Source organism: Deferrisoma camini S3R1, from assembly GCF_000526155.1.
In the GTDB taxonomy this organism is placed as follows: Bacteria; Desulfobacterota; Deferrisomatia; order Deferrisomatales; family Deferrisomataceae; genus Deferrisoma; species Deferrisoma camini.
Genome location: NZ_JAFN01000001.1, coordinates 3,137,455 through 3,162,288 on the forward strand (window position 1 = coordinate 3,137,455; position 24,834 = coordinate 3,162,288).

Sequence of the window (24,834 nt, forward strand, 5' to 3'; positions counted from 1 at the left end):
GGGAGATCAGGGACGGCCGACGACCAACGGCCACAAGGTGGCCAGGCCGAAGGCGAGGAACAGGAGCCCGGCGATCCTCCGGATCCGGCGGGCAGGGATCCAGCGGTGGATCCGGACACCCACCGCCAGGGCCAGGCCGCTCACGCCCCACAGCGCCAGGCAGGAGCCGGCGAACACCTCAAGGGGCGCGGCCCATCGGGCCGCGAGGCCTGCCGTGGCGAGCTGGGTCTTGTCGCCCAGCTCGGAGACGAGGATCAACAGGAACGAGGTGCCGAACGGCCCCAGGGATCGCGCCCCGGGGCCGCTTTCGTTTCCGGGCTCGTCCCGGCTCACGAAGGAGAGCCCGCCGAACAGGAGGAACAGGCCGCCTGCCCCGACCTGGATCCAGGCCGGGGGCACCGCGGCCGCAGCCACCCCTCCCACGGTCACCGCGGCGGCGTTGAGCAGGGCGAACGCGGCCACCACCCCCGCCAGCACCGGCCTCCACGGGTACCGCGCGGCCAGGGCCAGGGTGGCGAGCTGGGTTTTGTCCCCGAGCTCGGCCACGAACACGAGGCCCAGGGTCGATGCGAACGCCGAGAGGTCCATCGGTTCGGTCACCTCGGTAACTTCGGTCGTCAGTCGACGGTCATCGGTCTGGGGCCTTCGGCCCGCTAGGCGGCTCTCGAACCGCGCCAAAGCCCGGGGGCATGGGGTCTGCTGGAGAGCCGCGTGCGGCTCCTTGGCTCGCCGCGCAGCGCCTCCAACGCTCGTACCGTGAGTTCGTTCGTGCCCGACCGAACTGTTATGAAACCACCGCCGCTGCCCCGTGCCTGCGCGGCGGATCTCAATGCCCGGCTTCGCACGCGGCCGGAAGCAGGCCCCATGCCTTGCCGCCGAAACTCTGGGGTCGGGTCGGTGCTGTACTTACGGGTTCGCAAATAGGCCGCCTCTCGGCCTATCGGGGCTCCCAAGGGAACGGGCGGGCTTCGTCCAGCCCGGGAAAGCTCCGACCCCCCAGCCCGCGGCAGCACAGGCTGGCGACCCGCACGGCCCAGCCGATCGCCGCGGGCACGGCCACGCCCCGGGCCAACGCCAGGGCCAGGGCGCCGTGGAAGGCGTCGCCGGCTCCGGTGGTGTCGCGGACCTCCACCCGGGGCGCGGGGAACCGCCGGGGTTTCCCGTCGATCCAGGCCAGGGCCCCGTCCGGCCCCAGGGTGGCCAGGCAGAGGCCCCGGGCCGCCGTGCCGAGCCGCTCCAGGGCCGCGACGGGCGAAAGACCGGGAAACGCCTCGGCCAGGAACGAGCTGCCCGCCGCGAGCACGTCCACGAGACCCCAGGTGCGCTCCCAGCCCGGCCGGGCGTGCTCGGCGTCGGCCACCACCAGGGTTCCGGCCTGCCGGCACAGGGGTGCGAGGTAGGGGAGGAGGTGCTCGGCCTGGGGGTCCACCAGGATCACCGAGGCCTCTGGGATCAGGGAAGGGGGCACGTCCCGTTCGGTCAGCGGCTCGGCCGACGGCTCGTACACGATCGTGCGGCTGCCCGTGGCCCGGGAGGCCAGGCAGAACGCCACGGGGGTTCGACCCCGGGGTCGAGGGCAGGGGCCCAGGTCCACCCCGAAGCGGGCCATGCGCTGTCGAGCGAACCGCCCCGGGGCGTCTTCGCCCAGCACCCCCAGGAACGCCACCCTCCCCCCCAGGTGGGCCGCCAGGCATGCGGCGGTGGACGCCTGGCCCCCGCCCTCGGTGAGGCGCTCCCGCAAGGGCGCCTTGGTGTCCTCCGCGGGAAACGAGTCCACCACCAGGATCTCGTCCACGCACGCCCGGCCGATGCACACCACGTCGTACCGACGCACCACCCTATCTCCGCTCGCTTGGGGGAGAGGCAACGGGGCGGTAGGGTAGCGGAAAACGGGCCGGAAGGGATAGGGCGGCGGGCCTGCCCCGGCTGGGTCAGCGCGGAACCTTGTCCCAGACCGGGCCGCGCACCTTCACGGAGTGGGGCCCGGTCCAGGTGAGCCGCCACTCCATCGAGCAGCCGGGGCAGCGGGCCTGGGCCTGGCCCGGCTCCGGGAAGAACCGCTCGAAGCAGTTCAGGCACCGGACCTGGGCCTTTCGTTTCTCCGCATCAGCGTTCGGCATGGTCGAATCTCCCCAGGAGTCAGCTCGAGTGGGCCGCGGGGCGGCCTGTTTCTAGAAACTAGAGACTAGAAACTAGAGACTAGAGAAATTCCTGCTATCTCGGCTCGTTAGACGGGCGGCCGCTCCACTGGGCCCCATGTCCCCGAGTTGTGACGCCGGCGTAGCGCTCAGAGATGAAAGAGGTTTTTGGCCTCCTAGCCTTCCAGCTTTCTAGCCTTTGAGCCTTCCAGCGGGCCGAAGGCCCGAAGGGCGCGCAGGCGCACCGCCCAGGCCGGGGGGGTGCGAACCAAGGGCTCGGCCTGGACGTGGCGGAGCACCGCCCCGAGCAGGCCGCCGATCCGGGCGGTGTTTCCCAGGGCTTGGGCCCCCACCACCCGGCCGTTGCGGATCACCAGGCTCAGCTCCCCGTCCGGGGTGACCCGATGCACCAGGTCGGCCGATCCGTCCCGGTGCTCGGCCGCGGGCAGGCCCACGGACGCGGCCGCCCGGTCCCCGGCGTGCACCGTGGACACCCCCAGGCTGCCCGGGAACCGGGCCGGCGCGCCGGCGGCCGCCCGGCCGGCGACCCGGCCCTGGAGCCGGGCGTTGTTCCACAGCATGAACACCCCCCGCCGGCCGGTGAGCCGGTCCACGGTCTCGGCGCAGTCGCCGCAGGCGTACGCACCTTCGAGCCCCGTGGCCATGGTCGGGTCCGTGGCGATCCCCCCGGAGGGCCCCAGGGGGACCCCCCCTGCCGCGGCGAGCTCCGCCTGGGGTCGCTGGCCCGCCCCGAACACCACCAGGTCCGCGGGATAGGTGCTGCGGCTCGTGCGAAGCCCTTCGGACCGCCCGGTTCCCAGGACCTCCACGGGGCTCTCGCCCAACACCAGCCGGATACCCATCCGCTCCAGGGCCTCGGCCAGCCGCCCGGCGATGGGCTCGTCGAACAGCCGGGGCAGCACCCGGTGGCGGCGGCCCACCAGGGTCACGTCCCAGCCCCGCTCCCGCAGGGCCCAGGCCGCCTCCACCCCCACCAGGCCCGTGCCCACCACCACGGCCCGACCGGCCGGCGCCCGGCGCATCCGGTCGGCATCGCCCAGGGTGCGAAGGGACAGCACCCCGGGCAGATCCACCCCCGGAAGGTCGGGGAACGCGGCCCGGCTGCCCGTGGCGAACACCAGGCGGTCGAAGGCGAACCGGCCGGAGTCGGTGACCAGCTCCCGGCGGTCCGGGTCCCACTCCCGGACCGGATCGTTCAGGCGAAGCTCGATGCCGGCCCGGGCGTACTCCCCGGGTCGGCGCAGCACCGTGCGCTCCCGCGGAATCTCCCCGGCCACGTAGTCGGCCAGCACGCAGGGGCTGATCAGCGGGTCGGGCTCGGCCGTGAACACCACCACCCGGGCCGTGGGGTCGGCCCGTCGGGCGGCGAACGCGGCCTCGTCGCCGGCGATGCCGCACCCCACCACGGCGATGGTCGGCACGGTCAGCCCCCGGCCATCATGAACAGGAAGGTGATCTCGTCGTCCGGCCCCAGGGGGGTGTCGGGCCGGTCCCGGGGGATCCAGTCGTCCCCGTTGCGGATCACCTGGACCGTGGGCCGCACGTGCCCCTCCTCGGTCACCACGGCGTCGTCCACCGGCACGCCCTGCGCGCGCAGTGCCTCGAGCAGGCCGGCCAGGGTGGGGGGGTCGGCCTCCACCCGAAACTCGGTGCGGCCGAGGATTCGCTTGATCTCCGGAAAACCGAGAAATCGCACCACGATCGCCATGGCGGTTCTCCGATCTGGGCCTTCGGCCCGCGGGGCAGCTGGGAATCTCCGGCAGGCCACGAGGTGGCCTGTTTGCGAAAAAGGAACTTGCACGGATCCCCGAGCAGTTTCAGCGGCAGGGGCATGGGCTCTGCTTCCGGCCGCGCGCAAAGCCGGGCATGAGATTCGCCGCGCAGGCACGAGCACCAACGGTGGTTTCATGACAGTCCGGCCGCAGACGAACGGTCTCACGGTACAAGCGCGGGAGGCGCTGCGCGGCGAGCATAGGAGCCGCACGCGGCTCTCCAGCAGACCCCATGCCCCCCGAGGCGTTGGCAACGGCTCGGCAGCCGCCGGGCCGCCTAGCGGGCCGAAGGCCCATGCCTACTCTGCCACGGCCTGCCGGAACCGGGCTGCGGCAGCCCTGCGACGGCCGGCCACCACCCGATCGCCCTCCTCGTACCGCAGGGCCCGGGTCTCGCAGAACTTCACGCAGGTGGGGTCGCCGTGGCACAGGTCGCACCGGAAGGTCTTGCCCCGGTCCTCGTGGAACCCCAGCACCCCGAACGGGCAGGCGGACACGCACGCCCGGCACCCGATGCACAGGTCGTGGTCGGTCGTGACCCGGCCCAGCTCGGGATCCCGGCCGATGGCGTTCACCGGGCACACCGCCGCGCAGGGCGCGTCCTCGCACTGGCGACAGGCCATGGGCAGGTACACCCCCTCCTCCTCCCACTTCACGATCTGGATCCGGGCCCGGGCCGGGTCCGCGGCCCCCTCGTGGCGCACCGAGCACACCAGCTCACACAGGCGGCACCCCGTGCATCGTTTTTCGTCCACGGCCAGAATCTTCATTGCCATCGCCTCCTTTGGGATCACACCAGCCGGGTGGGCTCGGCGTCGAGGCCCAGACGGGCCAAGGTCTCGGGCGTGGGCCGACCCTCGCGGTCCCAGCCGTGGAGGTCGTAGTACTCGTCGAGCATGGCTTCGAACCGGTCCCGGTCGATGCACTTGCCCCGCACCGCCGGCAGCCCCTCGGGCGTGGGCTCGGTGAAGTAGCGCTCGGGCAGGTCGTCGTCGGCCCGGGTGGCGCCCTCGCGCAGGTTGAACAGCCGCTCCAGGGTGGTGACCCGCTCGCCGATCTCCATCAGCTCCTCGGGCGTGAACTCCAGGCCGGTCACGAGCCTCAGCACCCGGGCGTACTCCTCGGCCTTGGGCATGTTCGGCGACAGGAACACCGACTGGAACTTGCACACGCCCAGGGCGTCGACCAGGGCGTAGAGCCGCTCCTGCCACACCACCATCCAGGGCTTGCCCTCGTACACCCGGTAGTCGTCGCTCAGGCCGGGCTTGCCGTAGATGCGCTCCAGCACCTTGGGGGGCAGGTGGTAGAGGTCGATGGCCGGCCGGCTGCGCAGGTGGTCGGCACCCCGGGTCGAGGTGGCGATGTTCAGGGCCAGCGAGGGCGTGGGCCGCTCGTCCGAGTGGAGGTTGCTCATGCCCTTGACGTGGATGTTGTAGTAGGCGGTCTCGGGGCCCAGGCGCTCGATGGCCCCCTTCGGCCCCTCGGCGAGCACGTCGCCCAGCCCCCTGCGGTGGGCGATGTCGTCGATCAGCCGGATCACGGCGTCCAGGTTGCCCCACCGCAGGTCCAGGTCCCCCACCAGCTCGGCCGGCAGGAGCCCCTTCTCGTGGAGCTCCATGGCCCAGCCGATCATGCTTCCCACCTCCAGGGTGTCGAGCCCGTGGAGGTTCACGAGCTGATTGGCCTCGAGCACCCCGAGCATGCTGGCCGCGCCCACCTCGGTTCCGAACGCCCCCTGGCTGGTGTACTCGGGGCCCTCTCCGTACTGGCCCCGGAACCGGCCCTCGGGCAGCACGTACTTGTGGCGGCAGTGCATGGTGCAGCCGAAGCAGGCGGCCATGCCCATGGTGTAGCGGTCCATGGCCTCGCACTCCAGGTCCTCGGAGTGGGGCATCTGGTTCGACTGGAAGTTGCGGGTGCGGATCAGGCCGGTGGAGTTGGTGACGTCGAAGATGAACAGGGTGCCCCACTTTCCCATGATCTCGGCGTACTTGGAGGACTGGATGTAGTCCACCAGCTCCTCCAGGTACCCGAGCGCACCCTCGGGGTCGGCCAGCCGGATCGGAAGGGTGCCCCGCACCGCCACCGCCTTCAGGTTCTTGGACCCCATCACGGCCCCCATGCCGGTGCGGCCGGCCGCGTTCTTGATGCCGGTGCGCACGCAGGCGAACCGGACCTGGTTCTCCCCGGCCACGCCGATGCAGGCCACCTTCACGTCGGGATCGCCGAGCTCCTCGCGCAGCCGGGTCTGGGTCTGGACCGCGTCGCCGCCCCAGAGGTGGTCCGCGTCCCGGATCTCGACCGAGCCGTTGTGCACCCACAGGTACACCGGCTTCTCCGCCCGGCCCTGGATCACGATGTGGTCGAACCCGGCGTACCGGAGCTCGGGGCCGAAGAACCCCCCCATGTTGGCGCTTCCCAGCAGCCCGGTCAGGGGCGACTTGGCGCTGATCTGGCACCGGGCCCCGGCCGGGGCCGGGGTGCCCGAGAGCAGCCCGGCGCTCAGCACCAGGGCGTTGTCCGGGCCCAGGGGGTCGGTGCCCGGCTCGACGTGGTTGTACAGGAGGTAGGCGTCCATGCCCCTGCCGCCCAGGTACTTCCGCCGGAGCTCCAGGGGAACGTCCCGAACCTCCACCGAGCCGGCCGAGAGGTCCACGTAGGCGATCCTTCGGTTCAGGGCCATGGGGTCCCTCCGTTCGTTCAGTGTAGAAAACGACTGTTAGGGACTATGCCTCGGCCCCCGGCATATGTCAAGCGGTGATGAGGATATTTTTTGTTTGCCGGGAAGACGATTCCGGTGTAATGTGTTCACTATAATAAACAAAGGAGGCGGTCATGGCAGGAGAACCCGCGCGGTACCGCCCCCCGGCCGTGGCCCGGGCCCTGGAGGCGGTGGAACGGCTGGCCGAGGGCGGCCCGATGCGCCTGAGCGGGCTGGCCCGGGAGATGGGGGTGGGAAAGAGCAGCCTCCTGGGGGTGCTCGCGGCCCTGGAGGAGGCGGGGTGGGTGCGGAGGGAGGGGAACCTCTACCGCCTGGGCGAGGGCCTGCTGCGGGTGGCCCGCCGGGCCTACGGCCCCTGGGAGGTGGGGGCGGTGGCCCGGCCGTTCCTGGAGCGCCTGGCCGAGCGATGGGGTGTGACCTCCGTGTTGGGGGTCCCGCGGGCCGATGGGGTGCGCATCGAGGCGTGCGTGCCCGGCGGGCGGGGCATGCAGGTGTCGGTCCGGCCCGGGGCGGTTCTGCCCCTGCTGGCGCCGGCCACCGGAAAGGCCCTGCTGGCCGCCCTGCCTCCGGAGCGGGCCCGCGCCCTGGTGGGAGACGGGCCCCTGCCCCGGTTCACGGACCGGACGATCACCGAAGCCGCAAGGTTCTGGGCCGAGGTGGAGGGGGCTCGGAAGCAGGGGTACGCGGTGGACGACGGGGAGTACCTGGAAGGGGTGCGGGCCGTGGCCGCGGCCGTGACGACCGGCGGAGAGCCCGCGGCCCTGGTATGGGTGGTGGGGTTTGCCGCGGACCTGCCCAGAGATATGTGGGACCGGGTCGGCGGGGACCTTCGGGACGCGGCCGACCTGATCGGCAAGATGCTCCAACCCCGCCCCGCTTGACACGGAAGAGCGCGTGCCTGTATGGAAGGAGAATCCGATATAGAGGGAAATCGACCCGGGGGTGGCGATGTCCCGATACCGAACCGCGATCATCCCGTACGGCCGCAACGCCCAGCGAGGCGTTTGCGGCCGTTTTGCGTCAAGGGCACTAGCCAGCAGCGGCCTTGCCGCGTATCTTTTTTACGAATCCGCCCCTCGCGCGAGGGCGCCGTTCGTCAGGCCCCAGCGTATTATCCCAGCAAGCGGCCTTGATGCTGGAACAGTGAATGACTTCAACAGTATTTAAAGAACGGGGGTATAGGTTCTTCTTCTTTTCTAGGGAAGAAGAGCGAATGCATGTTCATGTAATTTCGAGCGACGGAGAAGCAAAATTTTGGCTGGATCCAGAAATTGAGCTTGCCAAAAACTATAGATTTACTCGCAAGCAATTAAAGGAAATAGAATCTATTATTGAGGATCACTACGATGAACTTAGCAATGCGTGGCAAAAACACTTCAGAAATTGAGGTGACGAATATTTCTTCTTTTGGAATTTGGATGCTGGTCCATGGAAGGGAATATTTTATGTCGTACGATGAATTTCCGTGGTTTAAGGATCAGCCGGTAAAGAAGATTATCAATGTAAAGGAAATTTCTCCTGGCCATTTTTATTGGCCCGATCTAGACGTGGATTTGAGCGAAGAAATTATCAAGAATCCGGAGCGCTTCCCCCTCAAAGCCAAGCATGCATAGCCGAATTAGGGAGTCAGGCGGATAAATATCTTTGTTGTCCAAAAAAGAATAACAGAACTCCGGAGGGTGCCCCGGATGGCCTACTGGCGCGGTTTGGGACGGTCATCCTGCGCGAGATACGGCCTGTTGCTGATCGCCAATATGGAGCCATTCGAGGATCGCCGTAATGGAGCCACCTCATGATCGCCTAATGGGGCCACCCGATGATCACCTAATGGAGCCACCCCAGGATCGGGGTAATCGAGCCACCTGATCTGCCTGCCCGAGGGTCTCGGACTTCCATCCACCGGGGTATCCTCCCCGCTCCCCTTTCCCAGGAGCCGAGAGGAGATCCCCATGGCCAACCGGAGGTTCGAGATGCACCAGTACCGACACGTCCTCGTTCGCATGCGGCTTGGAGACTCCAACCGCCAGATCGCCAAAGCCGGCCTCATGGGCCGCCGCAAGGCCTCTGCCTTCCGTGAGCTCGCCGCCCACAACGGCTGGCTCGACCCCGACTCCCCCGTGCCCGACGAGGCCGCCATCGCCCAGGCCCTCGGCTCCTCCCCTGCACGGGCCACCCCGCGGGCCGGTTCCTCCCTCGAGCGCTACCGCGACGAGATCACCCGCTGGGTCGAGCTCGGCATCCAGGGCACCACCATCCACGAGGCCCTGTGCCGAAAGCACGGCTACACCGGCCACTACTCTTCGGTACGGCGATTCCTCCAAGGCATCCGGAAGGCCAACCCCCAGGCCACCGTCATGCTGGAGTTCGCCCCCGGCGAGGCCGCCCAGGTCGACTTCGGCAAGGGCCCCACGATCCCCCATCCCCTCACCGGCGAGCCCCAACTCACCTGGGTCTTCGTGATGACGCTTGCCTGGAGCCGCCATCAGTACGCCGAGATCGTCCCCGACCAGAAGGTCTCCACATGGATCGCCTGCCACCGCCGGGCCTTCGAGTGGTTTGGCGGCGTTCCTGCCCGGATCATCATCGACAACGCCAAGTGCGCCATTGTCCGCGCCTGCTACCACGATCCCGAGGTCCAGCGCTCCTATGCCGAGCTGGCCGAGGGCTACGGGTTCCGCATCGCCCCTTGTCCCGTCCGGGACCCCAAGAAGAAGGGCCGGGTGGAGTCCGGGGTGAAGTACATCAAGCGCTCGTTTCTGCCCCTTCGCGAGTTCCGAGACCGGGTCGACGCCAACCGCCAGCTCCACGAGTGGATCCGCTCCACCGCCGGCAACCGCCTTCACGGCACCACCCACGAGCGACCCCTCACCCGGTTCGTCGAGGTGGAGCGCCACGTGCTCAGGCCCCTGCCCGACGTGCCCCCCATCCTCGGCGTGTGGACCCGCGTGAAGCTCCACGGCAACTGCCACGTCACCTTCGAGAAGGCCTACTACTCCGCCCCCTTTCGCCTCGTGCGCCAGCATCTGTGGCTGCGCGCCACCCCCTCGACCGTGGAGCTCTACCTCGACCACGAGCTCGTCGCCTCCCACCCCCGCCTGGCTCGCCCCGGCGAGCGCTCCACCGTCCAAGACCACCTCCCCCCGGAGGCGGTGGCCTACCAGATGCAAGACCCCCAGTGGTGCCTCAAGAAGGCCCGAGCCCTCGGGCCCTCCACCCATGAGCTCGTCGAGCGCCTCTTCGCCCACCGCGTCCTCGACAACCTCCGTGCCGCCCAGGGGGTGATCCGCCTGGCCCAGCGCTTCGGGCACGAGCGCCTGGAGGCCGCGTGCCGCCGGGCCCTTCGCTTCGATGATCCCCGCTACCGCACCGTGAAGACCATCCTCCAAAAGGGCCTCGATCAGGAGCCCGAACCGGCCGAGCCCTCCGCCCTCGCCGAGGCCTACACCGGCAAGGGCCGCTTCTGCCGCGATGCCGCCCAACTGCTCCTGTGGGATCCGCCCCCGGCCCCCCAGCGGCGGGGCCCCGGCGAAACCCTCTGAGTTCCCGCCGCGCTGCCGAGCCTGTGCCTTCCACCCCTTCACGCAACGGAGACCAGACCATGAACCCCATGCCCCAGCTCGCCCCCTTGCTCAAGCAGCTTCGCCTCTCTGGTATCCTCGACTCCCTCGAGGCCCGAAACCGTCAGGCCGTGGAGCATCAGCTCTCCTACACCGAGTTCCTCTCCCTGCTCATCCAGGACGAGATCGCCCGCCGCGAGCACAAAAAGCTCGCCCTCAGGTTCCGGCGCGCCGGCTTCCGCGGCGAAAAAACCATCGAGAACTTCGACTTCGCCTTCAACCCCGGCGTCAACAAGGCCCTCATCCTCGATGTCGCCACCTGCCGCTTCCTCCACGAAAAGGTCTGTGTCCTCATCGTCGGCCCCACCGGCACCGGCAAAAGCCATCTCGCCCAGGCCATCGGCCACTGCGCCATCCGCCAGGGCCACGATGTGCTGTTTACCTCCGCCTCCAAGCTCCTGGGCTCGCTCCATGCCGCCCGGGCCACCGATACCTACGAACGCCGCTTCGCCGCCCTGGCACGGGTCGATCTGCTCATCATCGACGACTTCGGCCTCAAACCCCTGCGCCCTCCCCAGGACGAGGACTTCCACGACCTCATGAACGAACGCTACGAGCGCGCCTCCACCATCCTCACCAGCAACCTCGATTTGGGCGAGTGGGGCCAGGCCTTCCCCAACCGCCTGCTGGGGGCCGCCACCATCGACCGGATCCGCCACGGCGCCTACCGGATCGTCCTGGAGGGCCAGAGCTACCGATCACCCCGACCCCTGCCGGACGACGCCCCCCAGGAGGTCGTTGCCTCGACGCGTCGAAAGGGGTAGGGTCAACACCGCCGGGACCCTCTGAGGTAGGTCGGTCCGAGTGGCTCCATTACGGCGATCATGACCCGGCTCCATTAGCCCGATCATGGCACCCCCAAACTGGCTCCATTAGGCCGATCATGGGTGGCTCCATTAGGGCGATCCGTGACACGGCCGACCTGATCGGCAAGATGCTCCACCTACGCCCCGCTTGACACAAAAGAGACTGTGCTCGTATAGAGGAAAATCCGTTTAGGGAAATCGACCCGGGGGAGGCGATGGCCCGCGACCACCGAACCGCGATCATCCCGTACGGCCGCAACGCCCAGCGAGGCGCTTGCGGCCGTTTTGCGTCAAGGGTACCACCCCGCGGCTTTCCCGCGTATCCCCTCGTTCCCGAGAACATCTCTCTGACCATCCACTCGCGCGAGTGCGCGGGTCGTCAGTCCACAGCGTATTATACCGACGCCAAAATAAATCCCTTATGCGGACGTCCGTATAAGGCCCTGTTATGTGGACGGATAATGAATGAATGAGCTTCTCAAAATTGTACCAACATCATGGCGGTGGTACCTTGGCTTTGCGCTTGTGATCCCTTTTGCCGTACGACTTTTTATCTGCTGGATCGAGTCAAAACGACTCAGTATCCCGTTCAAAAAAATCTTCAAGGGCTTTGGAGGCGAGGAAAACGATAAAGACGTCCCTGCGGACTATTGGCTGGCTTTCATCATCGGTATCTTGGAGATGCTGGCATATCCGCCCCTCATTGGTAGCAATACCCCAGAGATAATAGGTGGTTGGCTTGCTTTCAAGACCATTAACCGTTGGCAGTACGCGCCAAATTGGTCGCGTGGCCCGTTCAATAGGTATCTTGTCGCTAATGCTGTAGTACTTTTCGGCGCGTACCTCAGCGCAAGGTTTGCGTTCTCCTAATGATTCACAACATAACAACGGCATCCAGTCGGACGGCGCTACGCGCCGCCGCTGATGCCGAGCGTTAGCGCGGAAACAGTTACATCATGACTATTCAGCTCCCGAGAGACGCTCACGGTTACGATTATGAAAATCAAGTGTGTGCTCTGCTACTTGCGCGAGGCTATTACCTCGAAACACGTCTGATTCTCAAAAAAGGCACAGAGGAAGTATTAGAGTTTGACGCAATAGCCACACCAGTCACTGACTATGAAAATCGCTCAATCGTCGAGGTTAAAAGCGGCAACTGGGGTATATCCGATATATTCAAGCTTTACGGACAGGTTATGTATATGGGTGAGCAAGACGCCAAGCTCATCCATAAGAAGCCCGTTAGTGATACAAAAAAACAGGCAATAGATGAAGTCATTAAAAACGTTCCTGTAACTCCACTGCATGTCAATCTTGACTCAGATGATCCTCTTGGCGCTATACCATCTGGATTAGAAATCACTAATGATATCACGAAAGCTATTTTTCTAGGTTCTTGGTGGGCACGATCAGCTGAACGTGTTGCTCAGAAGCGTTTTCGAGATTATTTCAAATCCTTCCAAGAAAAACCTGAAGTTGTCGAATGCGCAAAGACATATGTAGATGCAATAGCTGAATGCCTTTTTAGGAAAACGCCGCTATCTCGAGTGGATGCGCTTTATGATGCGTACAAAGAAGCACCACAACTCACGTCAAGATTGATCGACTATATCGTCGAAAATTCTAATGAGAGCAAGCAAGCAGTTAGAGCATCCGTATTCAATAATCATGAGAGGCCTTATCTACAGCATGTAGCCGCCAAGGAGTTCAGTGCGCGGATATCTATAATAAAAAATGCGTATGACGCCGTACTGAAAGAACGAAATATACTGGAAAGTGGTGGAATTGGTTGGAGTTGGGATGGCCTAATAAAAAGCGTACTTCCAGTTGCCTTTCGCCGCGGAATGGAAGAATTGGCGGAATTTCCATTGCCCAACAATATTCCCTTCTTTTTCCAAGTGTTTATAGAAGTCTTTGGCGGTTTCTATTATCCAGAGAATGATAGAGAAAATAACGCTATTTCTGAAGCAACCGGTATTCCGGTTGATGTTATACCTAACGCCTTAGATCTTCTTGATATTTTCTTTCCTATTCCGAACGGCTGGCTTTTTAAGGGAGACGAAATTCATATGCTAAAAGGCGTACCCGCTTATCTTCGAGGTGCTGGCTGTTTTACAAGAGATAGTTTATATGGAGAAGATTGGAAATCAAATGTTTCCTCAAGGCAGAGGCAGTTTTTGGGGGAGTGGCACAATGCCCTGTACCACATACTTGAACCGTCGCTCAAAGTGGAGGAATGAGCGCTAACAAGCGCATACAGTCGACCGTAAAAAGCGCCGCTTGTTCCTCGCTCCGCTTTTTCCGTCGGCTGATGCTAGTCGTTAAGCCTAAAACATGGACTATAAGTACATCGTCATATACAGATTTGAAGGAATATCGCCTAGCAACTTAGACGAAGATAAGCCTGTTTATCAAGATGATGAGCGTGGGATTAATGTCATTTTAACAGCGGACATTAATCGGCACTGTCTGCTCATTGATACGGGTTTAGCTTGCGCAAGTCTCCTGTTACGCGGGATGTTTGGTGGAGAAAAAATCCAAGATTTGCCAATAGCGATTGATGCTGAAGTAACAAAAATCCAGGAAAAAAGAGTATCCACGAGTAAAACCGGCGCATATGTAGTAATAATTATTGATGGGCGGGCGGAACTAGATATAAAAGAGAATCTACATAGGGAAACGGAACATTTTCGCATTTGCTTTGCTGCCATTGATAAAGAATTAATACGCAAACAGCATAGAGAAACAATTAATGCAATAGTGGCTTCGTTGGCGATAGCGACAGGCCCTGAATACCATGCAGAAAAGGTTGCTAGTGGAATTCACTTTATAGATGAAAATGGTAAGCCATTATTTAGCTACACATTTCAAGGTGGGCGAGTTCGCGAAATTCTGTCAAAGCCAGTTAGTTCCGATAAGGAATGTGAAATTAATAAGGTAATCAGTCTATTCATTTCTAATCCAACACTTAAGACGCCTGTTCGGTTGGTGACGCAATCACTCGAAACCACGCAAGATAATTTAAGAGCCTTCATGTCCGCGTGGTCAGCACTAGAAATATTGGTCAATAAAATATTTCCTATTTACGAAGAAAAATTCATATCTGCAATATCAGATGACCACAACTCTCATGGAGTGGGCAATTTCCTAGAGCGCATCAAAGTTGTAATGAAAGACAAATATAGACTTACAGATAAGTTCTCGTTGATTGCGTCTTTCTTGAGTAGTGAGATAGCAGATGATATTGAATTGTTTAAGCGCATGAAGCAGTTACGAGACGACATTTATCATGGTAAGGAGTTTGATGAAGAGGATCTTCCTGTAGAAGATGTACGTAAAATGGCAGCGAAATATCTAAAGGATCATATGCTAACAAATAAAAATGGTTAACAAACGCATTAACTCGGACAATTTGCTACGCTGCGCTTCGCAAATTACCGGTTATGCGAGGCGTTAGCTGCTGAAGGAAGCTCATGGGTATAGAACATGCAAAGTCTGAATCCCCCATACACTGGCGCTATTTTTTGGCGCTGGAAGAGGATTTACGTCAGCTAGCTAGGTATATCGAATTTGCGGAAGATAATTTTTCAACATATTCTGTAGAGCTTGCCTCCTTGTTACTTAGCGCAGGTTCTGAAATAGATGTTGTTGCGAAACAAATATGTAAAAGGATAAAAAGGGATTCTAAAGCAAATAACATTGGGCATTACGCTAATCAAATAGGGGCGGCATTGCCAAGCGTGGGCAAATTCAAATTGTCTCTTCCAAAATACGGTTTGTGTTTGCACCCTTGGAAAAACTGGTCTTCTAATCCAAGAAAAAGTCCATATTGGTGGAAATCATATAACAACGTAAAACACCAAAGGCACACTCACTATAAGGAGGCCAATCTAAAGAATGTGTTGAATGCACTTGGGGGGCTGTATGTGTTGGTTCTGTACCTTTATCCCGAACTTGCTGAGCAGGGTAGGCTGTCCCCAAATCCGTCATTATTCCGGCCTGAAGCATCATTTTTTAATGGTATATCATGCTTGGATACAGAGCTTCTAATAAAGTATGAGTTACGCAGCTAACAAGGCGCTCGTTCGGACGCAAACTACGCTGCGCTTCGTTTGCGCCGCACAGCTTGGTCGTTATACCGATTGAAAATTTGGTAGTAGTGAAAGAGCATAAAGCATGAAATTCTGTAGATGACATTGAGGGTATGTATAGTCGCTATCATAAGAAAAGTGGCTTTGTTGGTGGTCTTGTTTTATATATGTACCAGAAAAAACTGCAAAATGGGTTCTTCCGGGTTTCTGGTGGGTAGAGATCGCGGTAGTTTGGTTCGCCGAAGGGAAAGTTGGCATCGGAGTGGATGGGAGAAGTTGGGAAGGCATATAATCACAACCGACAGGGTGATCCTGGTCCTTTTAGGCCAGACATGTAATAGTGAGGTGCCAAATGAAAGCTGAGTTTACAGCTATCATAGAAAAGGCCCCTGAAGGCGGGTATTGGGCAATATGTCCAGAAATACCGGGAGCCAACGGTCAAGGTGAAACAATTGAAGAGGCAAAAAATAGCTTAAGAGAGGCTATTGAGTTGATCTTGAAAGACAGAAGGGAAGACGTCCTGCGTGGTTTGCCGGAAGATGTGATACGTGACAAGGTGCAGGTAGCATGAAGCGTCGTGATCTAGAGCGAAAGCTCAGGATCGCGGGCTGCTATCCTCCGGCCGGGGGCGAAGCCAGGTGCCGCCCGGCCGCCCCGGCGGGCCGTGGCTGTTCGACCGACGACCGACGACCGAACTTACCCCCAGCCCGCGTACTCCCGGATGTCCGAGAACAGCACCACACGGTTCCGGCCGGTCTCCTTGGCCGCGTACAGGGCCTGGTCGGCCTGGGAGATCAAGTTGTCGGGGGGGTCTTGGCCGTCCTGGGTCACGCTGATGCCCAGGCTCGCCGTGACCCGGATCGTCGTGTCCTCCCAGGGGATCTCGGTCTCTTCCAGGGCGGAGCGGATCCGCTCGGCCAGGGCCCGGGCTCCGGCCTCGTCGGTGTTGGGCAGCAGCACCGCGAACTCCTCCCCGCCGTACCGGGCCACCAGGTCCGTCTCCCGGCCCATGCTCCGCAGCGTGGCGGCCACGACCCGCAGCACCTCGTCGCCGGCCGGATGGCCGTAGCGGTCGTTGATCCGCTTGAAGTGGTCCACGTCGGCCAGGATCAATGCAACCGAGGTCGGGTACCGGCGGGCCCGGGACAGCTCGGCGGTGAGACGGTCCAGGAACGCCCGGCGGTTCCACAGCCCGGTCAGGCCGTCGCGGGTGGCCAGCTCCCGAAGCTGGTCCAGGGTGCGTAGCTGCAGCAGGGCTTGGGCGGCCAGTTGGGCCAGCACGTCGCAGAACGCCACCGCGGCCGGGTCGAACGCCCCGGGCTGACGGTGTCCGGCACACAGCACCCCCAGGGGCTCGCCGTGGGCCTGTAGGGGGTACATGAGCAGGCTCGGGAACTCCGGCAGCCGGATGCCAGGACCGAGCAGGGGCCGCCGGGTGTTGGTGCGCCCCTCGTGGTAGTGGAGGTAGTTGCGGCTGGCCAGCACCCAGCCGGCCAGGCCGGAGTCCAGGCCGAACTCGGTGCCCCGAAGGTGGGCCCAGGGCTCCAGGGAGGCCTCGACCCGGAGGCGGCGGTCCTCGCCCACCAGGGCCACCAGGCCGAATGGGGGGGCGAGCCGCTGGGAGAGGGTGGTCAGCAGCAGGTCCAGTACCTCGCCGGGGGACGAGAATTCGGCCACCCGTCGGGAGAACTCGTGGAGGTGCTGGAAGTCGCGGGCCTCCCGCTTGACCGCCTCGAACGCCCGGATCTGGTCGAGGAACTCCCCCACCAGGTGCGCCGCCACCTCCAGGGCGGTGACGTGGGCCTCGCCGAACGCCTGGGGGCCCAGGCTGTCCACGGCCAGCACCCCTTGCACCCGGTCGTCCGACACCAGGGGAACCCCGGCGAACGATCGCACCGGCACCCGGGAGGCGTAGTAGCCCAGCCGCGCCGTGGGATCCTGAAGGTCGCCGATGCACAGGGGTTTGCCGTTGCGGACGATCCAATGGAACGCGGTGGCGTCTAAGCGGATCTGGGCGTCCTCGCGCAGCCCGCCCTCGCTGTCGGACACCAGCTCCCGGATGTACAGGCCGCCGTCCCCGGTTCGGAGCACCAGCAGGGCCGAGTGGGCGTGCACCCTCTCCTTGAGCTGGGTCAGGAACCGGAACAGGGTCTCGTCGATCCGCACCAGCCCCCCCCGGCCCCCCAGCTCCACCGGGGTGCGGGCGCCCAGGGTCTCGGTGTCGCGTCGGAGCTTCTCGTAAGCGATCCGGAGCTTCCCCCTGCGGCGGCGCTCGGCCCAGGCCACGGCCGCGGCCGACACGGTCACCAGCTCCAGCCGCAGGAACTCCCAAGGGATGTCGGGAAGGGGGCGAAGCCCGGCGGCCACCGCGGGCAGGGCCAGCAGGCCCCCCAGGGGCACCCACGCCGACAGCGCCACCAGCACCGCGGCCAGGGCCGCCGTGGGCCACGGCGGGGGGGCTCCGAGGGCCCGAACCACGGTGTGCACGGCCAGGATGGTGAGCACCCCCACCTCGACCCGATCCAGGTCCGCCGGGCGGTCGGCCACGGTGGCGGCGTGGAGGCGCCACACGTAGTGGAGGGTGAACACGGCCAGCAGGGCCAGGGAGCCGGGCCCCACCCCGGCCTCGGGCGAGAACGCCCCGGCCCACAGGGCTGCCGCGTAGCCCGCGGGAACGAGGGTGCGGACCGCCAGGGACCAGGCCGCGACCCGATCGGCGGGGAGCCGGGACCGGGAGCGCCTAGCGGCTGGGGGCATCGGCGTCGGGGAGGAGGAAGAGGGTTTCGCCCTTGCGGATCATGCCCAGGTCCGCCCGGGCCCGGCGCTCGATGATGCGGGGGTCGGCCGCCTGGAGGGCCCGGATCTCGCGGACGAGGTCGCGCTCCCTGCGGCCCATCTCCGCCAGGTCCCGGACCAGATCGGCCTTCTCCCCCTGGAGCCGTCGCACCTCCGGGATCCCGTCGGGCCCCCACAGGGCCACGCCCAGGAACCCCGCCGCGGCCAGCACCAGGGCTGCGCACAGGAACCGGTCTTTCCTGCTCATGGCGAACGCCCTCCCAGGGCGGGTCATTCCAGCACGAACCGAAGGGTGACTGTGCCCCACTGCTCCGTATCGTCCCCCGGCGGCAGGGGATTGAACCGCAGGCGGCTCACGTAGTCGCGGGCCACCCGGTCCAGCTCGGCGGAGCCCCGCTGCACGACCAGGGTTTGGGTCACCTCCCCCCGGGGCGACACCCAGAACCGGATCCGCACGGTCACCGGCTCCACCACCCGAACCCGGGGCACCGGCGGGGCCTCCACGAGCCGCCGCTCGGCCCCTTCCTGCCACTCGATCTCCAGGGGCGCGGGCGGGGCCTCGGGTTCGGGCTCCGGCCGTTCCCGGGCCAACCGGGCCAGCAGCTCCTGGGCCCGGGCCGGGGCCTCGGCCGGGCCCGGAACCTCGGGGGCCACCTCGGGCAGGGGCCCCGCCGGGGCGGGGGCCGGCGCCCGGGGTGCCGGCCGGACCCAGGGGATCTCGGTGGGCTCGGGCAGCCGGGGGGGCTGCCGGGCGGGCAGCCGAACCGGCGGAGGGGCCCGGCGGGGCGGGGGAGCCGTCAGGGCCGGGGTCAGGGCCTCCTCGAGCACCGCGGCCGCCTCCCGGGCCGCCAGGGGCTCGGGGGGCGGCGGCTCGGCCGGCTCCGGAGGCGGCTCCGGCTCCGCGGGTGGGGGCTCGGGCCGGACCAGCTCCACCTCCACCGGGACCCGGTCCCGCACGGGAACGAACCATCGGGCCTCCGGGTAGACCGCCACCAGGGCGATGTGCAGGCCCAGGCTCGCCGCCAGGGCGAAGGCGAGGTGGCCCCGTCGGGACACCGCGTCACCGCTTGGGGCGGGTCGCGATGGCCAGGCGGTGCAGACCCGCCCTCTTCGCCCGGTCCATCACGTCGACCACGTGGAGGTGCCGCGTGGCCTCGTCGGCCTCGATGATCACCATGGTGTCCGGGTTGGCCCGGGCCACCTCGGCGAACCGGGCGCCCAGATCCTCGGGGCTCACCCGCCGATCGCCCAGGTACAGGTTGCCGGCGGCGTCGATCTTGACCCGCAGGTCCCGAACCTCCTGGCGCACGGGCTCGGACCGGGCCTTGGGTAGGTCGATGCGGATGCCCGGCGACACCACGAACGTGGTGGACAGCATGAAGAAGATCAGCAGCAGGAACACCACGTCCACCAGGGGCGTGATCTCCAGGTTCACCAGCTCGCGGCGCTTCTTGCGGAACTCCATGCTCAGGCCCCTGCGGCCCGGGACGCCGGCGCGGCGCGGCGCTCCGGGCGTTTCACCAGGTCCACGAAATGGATGGCGTGCTGCTCGAGCTCCAGCACGATCCGGTCCACCTTACCGAGGAAGTAGCGGTAGGCCACGAACGCCGGGATCGCCACGGTCAGCCCCGCGGCGGTGGTGATCAGGGCCTCGCTGATCCCGCCGGCCAGGCTGGCGGGGTTGCCCACCCCTTCCACGCTGATCACGGTGAAGGCCTTGATCATCCCGGACACGGTTCCCAGCAGGCCCAGCAGGGGGGAGACGTTGGCCACGGTGCCCAGCACCCCCACGTACCGCTCCAGGTGGGCGGCCTCCCTGCGGCCCACCTCCTGCACGGCCTCCTTGACCGCTTCGCGTTCCAGGCCGGCGTTCTTGAGGGCGGCCGACAGGATGCGGGCCAGGGGGCTACGGTTTCGGCGGCACAGGGCCAGGGCCTCTTCCTCCTGGCCCCGTCGGTACAGGTCCTCGACCCGGCGCAGCAGGTCCCGGGGGATGTTCCGGCCCGCGCGCAGCATCCACGCCCGCTCCAGGAACACCGCGAGCCCGATCACGGAGCACGCCGCGATGGGGATCATCAGGATGCCGCCTTTGAGGAGGTAGTCGTACATGGGGTTCTCCATGCAAGGGGATCAGGGTTCGGCGTTCGATCCGGATCGGCCCCCCAGGCGCTCCCGGAGGGCCTGGGCCTGCTGGGTGCGGCCCTGGGCCTCGAGGAGGCCGGCGGCCCGCTCCAACGCCCCGGCCACCAGGGGGTCGTCCAGGGGATACAGATACCCGATTCGGAGGTAGGTTTCCAAGGCCTGGTCCTGGCGGCCCGCCGCCTCCAGGGCCCGGCCCCTGAGGGTCATGGCCCTCAGGCCCAGGGGGCTCGTTCCCAGATCGGCGGCGGCCCGGAGGACCGAGGCCGCCTCGGCCGGACGGCCCGCCAGAAGAAGCACCCGGCCCCGCTCGGTCTCCACGGTCTGCAGCAGGTCCTTGCGGTCGTCGGGGCAGGCCGATGCCGCCCGGTCGAGCCGTTTCAAGGCGCCGGCCCAGTCGAGCACTGCCAGGCGGTTCCGGGCCGCTGCCAGCAGGGCCTCGACCCGGTCGGCGCCCTGGGAGCGGTCGGCGACCTGGTCCCACCTTCGCGCAGCCCGCCCGTAGGCCTGCCGGGCCTCGGCCAGCCGGGCCAGCTCCCGCAGGGCGGCCAGGCCCACCAGGTCGTCCCGGCCGGCCAGGCTCTCCAGGATCTGCCGGGCCTGCTCGGTCTCACCGGCCTCCAGCCGCCGCCGGGCGGCCTCGAGCCGGGCCTCGGCGGCCCGGGCCGTGGGCCCGGCCGCCCGCGCAGCCCGCTCGTAGGCCCGGGCCGCCTCCGGATGGCGGCCCTCGTCCTCCAGGAGCCGAGCCAGGGCCAGGGTCAGGTCCACCCCCCGCGGGTCGTCGGGAAAGTCCCGGAGGAACCCGTCCACCGCCGCGGCCAGGTCGTCGCTGCGGCCCAGGCGAACCAGGCACAGCGCCTGCCCGTACCGGCTCTCCGGGCCCGGGGGCAGCGACCGGTAGGCCGCGAGGGCCTCCTCGAACCGGCCCAGGTTGTACAGGCAGTCGGCCACCTTGAGCCGGGCCTCCTGCGCGACGTCGGCCTGGGGGACCTTGGCCAGCAGCCGGAACGCCGCGAGGGCGTCCTCGAACCGGCCGGCCCGGTAATGGAGCCAGGCCAGGGTCCGGCGGGCCTGTACGGTGTAAGGGCCCTGGGGCTCCTCCCGGAGGAGGGTCTCCAGCACGTCCCGGGCCTCGTCCTCCCGGCCGGACCGGGCCAGCATCCACCCCCGGAAGAACCGGGCGGCCGATCGGTACGCCGGGTCCGCCGCGGTGGCCTCGAGCCGGCCCAGCGCCGACAGGGCGGCCGGCAGGTCCTGGCGGTTGAAATGGGCCCGGGCCAGGGTCAGCAGGGCCTCGTCGTGGTTCGGGTCGTCCGGGAACCGCGACAGAAACGCGGCGAACCGCCGGGCCGCCTCGTCCCACCGCTTCTGGTCGAACGCGACCCAGGCCTCGCCGTACCGGGCCAGGGCCTCGGCCGGGCTGCCCGCGGGCACCTCGGCGAACGTCTCGGCAGCGGCCTCCAGGTCCCCGAGCCGGTACCGGGCCTCCCCCAGCCAGACCCGGACCCAGTCCCGGCGGTCGTAGGTGGGGTACCGGGTCAGGGCCTGGGCCAGCACCTCGGCGGCCCGGGCCGGGTCTCCGGCGAGCAGCAGGCACAGGCCCTGCCGGTGGCGGGCCGCCGCGGCCAGCGGGGTCTCGGGCGGCACCCGGCCGAACGCCTCGGCCGCCTCGGAGAACCGGCCCATCAGGTACAGGGCCTCACCCCGGAGGTACGCCGCCTCGGCGGCCACGGGGGGGGGCGCACCTTCCGTGGCCGTGGCCAGCTCCAGGGCCCGGTCGGGCTCGTCGGAGGCGAGGTGGGCCCGGGCCAGGGCCACCCGGGCCCGGTCGGCCCACGGGCCGGGGGCCATCGAGTCGAGCACCCGGCCGGCTGCCCCGCGCTCCCCCAGGGCGGCCAGGGCCCGCACCAGCCCGTACCGGGCCGGCTCCGACACCTCGGGCGGGCCGTCCGCCTGCACCAGGGAGAGAAACTGCTGCCGGGCCTCCTCCGGCTTGGCCCGGCGGAGGAGGACCCACCCCAGCACCAGGCGGGCCCGGTCCCGGGCCGGGTGGTCGGGGTGGCGGAGCAGGAACGACAGCAGGGCCTTTTCCGCGGCCGGCAGGTCGCCGGCCCGGAACCCGGCCACCCCGAGACCGAGCAGGGCCGGGGCCTCCGCCGGCCCCCAGCCGGCCGCAAGGGCCTTGGAGAACGCCTCGGCCGCTTCCTGGGGGCTCCCCTGGTCCAGGCGGGCCGCGCCCAGCCGGTACCACGCCCGGGCCCGCACCGAGGGGTCGTCGGCCGCGGTGAGGTCCTCCCATACCGGCAGGGCCTCCCGGGGGCGTCCCAGTTGATCCAGCACCCAGGCCTGGCGGAACCGGGCCTGGGTGCGGCGGGCCCCCCGGACCTGGGCGTAGAACCCGGCCGCGTCCTGGAGCCGGCCCTGCTCCCGCCGGATCTCACCGAGCCAGAAGGCCGCGTCGTCGGCCTGGGGCGACGAGGGGTACTCGTGGCGGACCTGCAGGAAGAACCGCTCGGCCTCCCTCAGGTTGCCCCGGCTGAGCCGGTCCAGACCGGTCTTGTACACGCCCTCGGCCCCTTTGGTGGCCCGGGCCAGGGCGGAGAGCAGCGCCCCCCGGTAGGCGCAGCCGGGGGAGCGCACGGCCGGGGCCTGGGGGGCCTGGGGAGCGGGAAGCTGGGGTGGCGGCAGGCGGGGCAGGGCCACCGGCACGGGAATCTCGCCCGGCTCCAGGGGCAGCACCGCCCGCCGTACCGCCTCCAGGCGCACCGGGTCCCGGGCCCGGACCACCACCTCGGGCAGGCGCAGCTCGTCCGGGCCGGTCTCGATTCCCAGGCTGAGGGACGACAGCCACAACGCGGCCGCAGCGGCCAGGAGGCCGCGGGCCCAACGGGGGGCGGGGGTCACCGGCGCCTACTGGGCCGGGCCGCGCACCCGGGACAGGTACTCCACGATCACGGCCGCCTCGTCCTCCGAGATCGCGCCCGAGGCGTAGCGGACCATGCGCGAGACGGTCTTCTCCCACCCCGCCCGGTCCTTGTTCTTTTTGAGGGGCCGGTCGACGGTGTGGCACTTGGAACAGCGTTTCTCGAAGGTGGACTTGGCGGCTTCCAGGTCGAATTCGCCGGCCCAGGCCGTGCCGGCCGCGAGCACGGCCGCGGCCACCAGGAACGGGAGCGTTCTGCGCATTGGGGGTCCCTCCTTCGGAGAACGGGTGGAGGACGTCGGGACGGGCCAGTATAGCACCCCGACCTGCGGCCTCAAACCGCCGTCGTCCGAGGCGAAAGGGTCATCCCCCCCCGGAGCGCACCTCGGACAAAACGGTGTCCAGGAACTCGGCCACGTGGTGGGTGTAGAGGGGGTACTCCACCAGGAAGGCGTCGTGGCCGTAATCGCTCTCGATGCGCAGGTGCTCCACCCGCTTGCCCTGGCGCCGGAGGCTCTGCTCCATGATCTCCGTGTCCAGGGGGGGGTACAGCCAGTCCCCCGTGAACGTGATGAACCGCACGGGGCATCGGATCTGGGCCATGGCCTCGTCCATGCCCCCTGGGAACCCGTCGCCCAGGTCGAAGATGTCGAGGGCCTTGGTGAGATACAGGTAGCTGTTGGCGTCGAACCGCTCGGCGAACTTGTACCCGTTGTAGTGGAGGTAGCGCTCCACGTCGTACTGGGCGGAGAACGCGAAGATACCCTCCCGGCCCGAGAGGCGGCGGTCGAACTTCTTGCGCATGGAGGCGTCGCTCAGGAAGGTGATGTGGCCGATCATGCGCGCCACCGCCAGGCCGTCCCGCGGCGGCTCGTGTCCGTAGTAGTTGCCGCCCCTCCAGTTCGGGTCGCTCATGATGGCCCGCCGGCCGATCTTGTTGAACCCGATGCTCAGGGGCGACGAGGCCCCAGTCGTGGAGATGGGCACGATGGACCGGACCCGATCCGGGAACCGCACGGCCCACTCCAGGGCCTGCATGCCCCCCATGGAGCCGCCGATCACGCACAGGACCTGGGGGATGCCCAGATGGTCGAGCAGCATCGCCTGGACCCGCACCATGTCCCGGACCGTGACCACCGGAAAGGCCATGCCGAAGGGCCGGCCGGTGCGGGGGTTGGTGCTGGCCGGGCCGGTGGTGCCCCGGCAGCTCCCCAGCACGTTGGAGCAGATCACGAAGTATCGGTCCGTGTCGATGGGCCGGCCCGGGCCGATCATGGGGTCCCACCACCCCGGCTTGGGGTCGTTGGGCGAGTGGTACCCGGCGGCGTGGGCGTCGCCCGATAGGGCGTGGCACACCAGCACCACGTTGTCCCGGTCGGGGGACAGGGTGCCGTAAGTCTCGTACACCACCTGGATGGGGCCGAGGATCCGGCCGCTCTCGAGGTAGAACTCGTTGGGGGGGGAGCACAGAACGGCCTTCTGGGGGGACACCAGCCCCACCCCGGCCAGGGCGGACTGAGTTGTCAACCGGGTTCCTCCTCTCGCAGGGAAGGGGAGCGGAACGCGGCCGGGGTCGGGAAGGGGTTGGGCCGCGAGTCCGAACCTGTCTTCTCATCTGTCCAGGATGGAGCACCGGACCCCGAGGGGTTGGTTGCTGTGGCTTCGCAGGGCCTGGTCCCTCCGCCACTCTCGATAAGAAGTCGCCGGCCTCGCGGCGGGGGGTCCGGGACGCCGGACCCCAAAAATAGAAGAACAGGGGTAGAGCGATTGCTCGCTGCTAACTCCCTGCTCTTCCGGGGGGGCTCTATG

At 66.3% G+C, this 24,834-nt stretch carries 25 protein-coding genes and 1 riboswitch; of the genes, 10 read left to right on the plus strand and 15 right to left on the minus strand.

Annotated elements, in window-relative coordinates; genetic code table 11:
• Positions 1-6 precede the first annotated feature (6 nt).
• The 7 genes from DEFCA_RS0113845 to DEFCA_RS0113875 all read right to left on the minus strand — a co-directional run bounded on the left by DEFCA_RS0113845 (position 7) and on the right by DEFCA_RS0113875 (position 6,614).
• On the minus strand, positions 7-600 hold the full coding sequence (locus DEFCA_RS0113845) for a TMEM165/GDT1 family protein (RefSeq protein ID WP_245693484.1): 594 nt from the start codon (positions 598-600) through the stop codon (positions 7-9).
• Between the two features lie 337 nt (positions 601-937).
• Positions 938-1,834: a carbohydrate kinase family protein gene (locus DEFCA_RS0113850; protein ID WP_169709587.1), complete on the minus strand. Its 897-nt coding sequence runs from the start codon at positions 1,832-1,834 to the stop codon at positions 938-940.
• A 97-nt stretch (positions 1,835-1,931) separates the two neighbouring features.
• The gene (locus DEFCA_RS0113855; protein ID WP_025323615.1) at positions 1,932-2,120 is read right to left on the minus strand and encodes a hypothetical protein; all 189 of its coding nucleotides are present in this window, start codon (positions 2,118-2,120) and stop codon (positions 1,932-1,934) included.
• Between the two features lie 194 nt (positions 2,121-2,314).
• Entirely contained in the window at positions 2,315-3,580 is a 1,266-nt protein-coding gene (locus tag DEFCA_RS0113860; RefSeq protein ID WP_025323616.1) for an NAD(P)/FAD-dependent oxidoreductase, read from the minus strand.
• A gap of 2 nt (positions 3,581-3,582) precedes the next feature.
• Complete coding sequence (locus tag DEFCA_RS22340; RefSeq protein ID WP_025323617.1) at positions 3,583-3,867, minus strand: MoaD/ThiS family protein; 285 nt, start codon at positions 3,865-3,867, stop codon at positions 3,583-3,585.
• 363 nt (positions 3,868-4,230) lie between these two features.
• Positions 4,231-4,701, minus strand: a complete 471-nt coding sequence (locus DEFCA_RS0113870) for a 4Fe-4S dicluster domain-containing protein (RefSeq protein WP_029734102.1) — start codon at positions 4,699-4,701, stop codon at positions 4,231-4,233.
• A gap of 20 nt (positions 4,702-4,721) precedes the next feature.
• The gene (locus tag DEFCA_RS0113875) at positions 4,722-6,614 is read right to left on the minus strand and encodes an aldehyde ferredoxin oxidoreductase family protein (RefSeq protein WP_025323619.1); all 1,893 of its coding nucleotides are present in this window, start codon (positions 6,612-6,614) and stop codon (positions 4,722-4,724) included.
• 152 nt (positions 6,615-6,766) lie between these two features.
• Here DEFCA_RS0113875 and DEFCA_RS0113880 point away from each other — a divergent pair, with 152 nt between their 5' ends.
• The 10 genes from DEFCA_RS0113880 (at position 6,767) to DEFCA_RS21630 (ending at position 15,738) form a co-directional block, all read left to right on the plus strand.
• Positions 6,767-7,534: an IclR family transcriptional regulator gene (locus tag DEFCA_RS0113880; RefSeq protein WP_025323620.1), complete on the plus strand. Its 768-nt coding sequence runs from the start codon at positions 6,767-6,769 to the stop codon at positions 7,532-7,534.
• A gap of 266 nt (positions 7,535-7,800) precedes the next feature.
• On the plus strand, positions 7,801-8,040 hold the full coding sequence (locus tag DEFCA_RS24560; RefSeq protein WP_084319215.1) for a DUF4160 domain-containing protein: 240 nt from the start codon (positions 7,801-7,803) through the stop codon (positions 8,038-8,040).
• Positions 8,000-8,266: a DUF2442 domain-containing protein gene (locus DEFCA_RS21625; protein ID WP_084319217.1), complete on the plus strand. Its 267-nt coding sequence runs from the start codon at positions 8,000-8,002 to the stop codon at positions 8,264-8,266. The genes DEFCA_RS24560 and DEFCA_RS21625 overlap by 41 nt, the downstream gene beginning before the upstream one ends.
• A 357-nt stretch (positions 8,267-8,623) precedes the next feature.
• Complete coding sequence (gene istA, locus DEFCA_RS0113885; RefSeq protein ID WP_084319498.1) at positions 8,624-10,192, plus strand: IS21 family transposase; 1,569 nt, start codon at positions 8,624-8,626, stop codon at positions 10,190-10,192.
• 59 nt (positions 10,193-10,251) lie between these two features.
• Entirely contained in the window at positions 10,252-11,034 is a 783-nt protein-coding gene (istB, locus tag DEFCA_RS0113890) for an IS21-like element helper ATPase IstB (RefSeq protein WP_025321171.1), read from the plus strand.
• A 507-nt stretch (positions 11,035-11,541) separates the two neighbouring features.
• On the plus strand, positions 11,542-11,946 hold the full coding sequence (locus tag DEFCA_RS22345; RefSeq protein ID WP_169709588.1) for a hypothetical protein: 405 nt from the start codon (positions 11,542-11,544) through the stop codon (positions 11,944-11,946).
• Positions 11,947-12,032: 86 nt separating this feature from the next.
• The gene (locus DEFCA_RS22350) at positions 12,033-13,316 is read left to right on the plus strand and encodes a hypothetical protein (RefSeq protein ID WP_169709589.1); all 1,284 of its coding nucleotides are present in this window, start codon (positions 12,033-12,035) and stop codon (positions 13,314-13,316) included.
• 94 nt (positions 13,317-13,410) lie between these two features.
• Positions 13,411-14,466 (plus strand): hypothetical protein, encoded by a 1,056-nt coding sequence (locus DEFCA_RS22355; RefSeq protein WP_169709590.1) that lies wholly within the window; start codon positions 13,411-13,413, stop codon positions 14,464-14,466.
• A gap of 83 nt (positions 14,467-14,549) precedes the next feature.
• Complete coding sequence (locus tag DEFCA_RS22360) at positions 14,550-15,149, plus strand: hypothetical protein (protein WP_169709591.1); 600 nt, start codon at positions 14,550-14,552, stop codon at positions 15,147-15,149.
• Between the two features lie 370 nt (positions 15,150-15,519).
• A complete protein-coding gene (locus tag DEFCA_RS21630; protein WP_084319220.1) occupies positions 15,520-15,738 on the plus strand; it encodes a type II toxin-antitoxin system HicB family antitoxin in 219 nt (72 codons plus the stop codon).
• A gap of 125 nt (positions 15,739-15,863) precedes the next feature.
• Here DEFCA_RS21630 and DEFCA_RS0113895 read toward each other — a convergent pair whose 3' ends face one another.
• From DEFCA_RS0113895 to metX, 8 genes are all read right to left on the minus strand, one after another.
• Positions 15,864-17,924, minus strand: coding sequence for a sensor domain-containing diguanylate cyclase (locus tag DEFCA_RS0113895; protein WP_025323621.1), 2,061 nt, complete (start codon positions 17,922-17,924; stop codon positions 15,864-15,866).
• Positions 17,908-18,210 carry an FtsB family cell division protein gene (locus tag DEFCA_RS0113900; protein WP_025323622.1) on the minus strand — a complete coding sequence of 101 codons (303 nt, stop codon included), beginning with the start codon at positions 18,208-18,210 and terminating at the stop codon, positions 17,908-17,910. The genes DEFCA_RS0113895 and DEFCA_RS0113900 overlap by 17 nt, the downstream gene beginning before the upstream one ends.
• 23 nt (positions 18,211-18,233) lie before the next feature.
• Positions 18,234-19,019 carry a TonB family protein gene (locus DEFCA_RS22620; protein WP_025323623.1) on the minus strand — a complete coding sequence of 262 codons (786 nt, stop codon included), beginning with the start codon at positions 19,017-19,019 and terminating at the stop codon, positions 18,234-18,236.
• Between the two features lie 4 nt (positions 19,020-19,023).
• The gene (locus tag DEFCA_RS0113910) at positions 19,024-19,428 is read right to left on the minus strand and encodes an ExbD/TolR family protein (RefSeq protein ID WP_025323624.1); all 405 of its coding nucleotides are present in this window, start codon (positions 19,426-19,428) and stop codon (positions 19,024-19,026) included.
• A 2-nt stretch (positions 19,429-19,430) separates the two neighbouring features.
• Complete coding sequence (locus tag DEFCA_RS0113915) at positions 19,431-20,072, minus strand: MotA/TolQ/ExbB proton channel family protein (protein ID WP_025323625.1); 642 nt, start codon at positions 20,070-20,072, stop codon at positions 19,431-19,433.
• 21 nt (positions 20,073-20,093) lie between these two features.
• On the minus strand, positions 20,094-23,006 hold the full coding sequence (locus DEFCA_RS24305; RefSeq protein ID WP_025323626.1) for a tetratricopeptide repeat protein: 2,913 nt from the start codon (positions 23,004-23,006) through the stop codon (positions 20,094-20,096).
• Between the two features lie 6 nt (positions 23,007-23,012).
• A complete protein-coding gene (locus tag DEFCA_RS0113925; RefSeq protein ID WP_025323627.1) occupies positions 23,013-23,288 on the minus strand; it encodes a photosystem P840 reaction-center cytochrome c-551 in 276 nt (91 codons plus the stop codon).
• Between the two features lie 100 nt (positions 23,289-23,388).
• Positions 23,389-24,525 (minus strand): homoserine O-acetyltransferase MetX, encoded by a 1,137-nt coding sequence (gene metX, locus DEFCA_RS0113930; RefSeq protein WP_025323628.1) that lies wholly within the window; start codon positions 24,523-24,525, stop codon positions 23,389-23,391.
• A gap of 108 nt (positions 24,526-24,633) precedes the next feature.
• A riboswitch (SAM riboswitch) is annotated at positions 24,634-24,724 on the minus strand.
• Positions 24,725-24,834: the final 110 nt, after the last annotated feature.

Excerpts from the sequence above, each read along its gene's own strand:
- DEFCA_RS0113855 (WP_025323615.1), bottom strand. The coding sequence starts at position 2,120 with ATGCCGAACGCTGATGCGGAGAAACGAAAGGCCCAGGTCCGGTGCCTG.
- DEFCA_RS22340 (WP_025323617.1), bottom strand. The coding sequence starts at position 3,867 with ATGGCGATCGTGGTGCGATTTCTCGGTTTTCCGGAGATCAAGCGAATC.
- DEFCA_RS0113870 (WP_029734102.1), bottom strand. The coding sequence starts at position 4,701 with ATGAAGATTCTGGCCGTGGACGAAAAACGATGCACGGGGTGCCGCCTG.
- DEFCA_RS0113875 (WP_025323619.1), bottom strand. The coding sequence starts at position 6,614 with ATGGCCCTGAACCGAAGGATCGCCTACGTGGACCTCTCGGCCGGCTCG.
- DEFCA_RS0113880 (WP_025323620.1), top strand. The coding sequence starts at position 6,767 with ATGGCAGGAGAACCCGCGCGGTACCGCCCCCCGGCCGTGGCCCGGGCC.
- DEFCA_RS24560 (WP_084319215.1), top strand. The coding sequence starts at position 7,801 with ATGACTTCAACAGTATTTAAAGAACGGGGGTATAGGTTCTTCTTCTTT.
- DEFCA_RS21625 (WP_084319217.1), top strand. The coding sequence starts at position 8,000 with ATGAACTTAGCAATGCGTGGCAAAAACACTTCAGAAATTGAGGTGACG.
- istA (WP_084319498.1), top strand. The coding sequence starts at position 8,624 with ATGCACCAGTACCGACACGTCCTCGTTCGCATGCGGCTTGGAGACTCC.
- istB (WP_025321171.1), top strand. The coding sequence starts at position 10,252 with ATGAACCCCATGCCCCAGCTCGCCCCCTTGCTCAAGCAGCTTCGCCTC.
- DEFCA_RS22345 (WP_169709588.1), top strand. The coding sequence starts at position 11,542 with ATGAATGAGCTTCTCAAAATTGTACCAACATCATGGCGGTGGTACCTT.
- DEFCA_RS22350 (WP_169709589.1), top strand. The coding sequence starts at position 12,033 with ATGACTATTCAGCTCCCGAGAGACGCTCACGGTTACGATTATGAAAAT.
- DEFCA_RS22355 (WP_169709590.1), top strand. The coding sequence starts at position 13,411 with ATGGACTATAAGTACATCGTCATATACAGATTTGAAGGAATATCGCCT.
- DEFCA_RS22360 (WP_169709591.1), top strand. The coding sequence starts at position 14,550 with ATGGGTATAGAACATGCAAAGTCTGAATCCCCCATACACTGGCGCTAT.
- DEFCA_RS21630 (WP_084319220.1), top strand. The coding sequence starts at position 15,520 with ATGAAAGCTGAGTTTACAGCTATCATAGAAAAGGCCCCTGAAGGCGGG.
- DEFCA_RS0113895 (WP_025323621.1), bottom strand. The coding sequence starts at position 17,924 with ATGCCCCCAGCCGCTAGGCGCTCCCGGTCCCGGCTCCCCGCCGATCGG.
- DEFCA_RS0113900 (WP_025323622.1), bottom strand. The coding sequence starts at position 18,210 with ATGAGCAGGAAAGACCGGTTCCTGTGCGCAGCCCTGGTGCTGGCCGCG.
- DEFCA_RS0113910 (WP_025323624.1), bottom strand. The coding sequence starts at position 19,428 with ATGGAGTTCCGCAAGAAGCGCCGCGAGCTGGTGAACCTGGAGATCACG.
- DEFCA_RS0113915 (WP_025323625.1), bottom strand. The coding sequence starts at position 20,072 with ATGTACGACTACCTCCTCAAAGGCGGCATCCTGATGATCCCCATCGCG.
- DEFCA_RS0113925 (WP_025323627.1), bottom strand. The coding sequence starts at position 23,288 with ATGCGCAGAACGCTCCCGTTCCTGGTGGCCGCGGCCGTGCTCGCGGCC.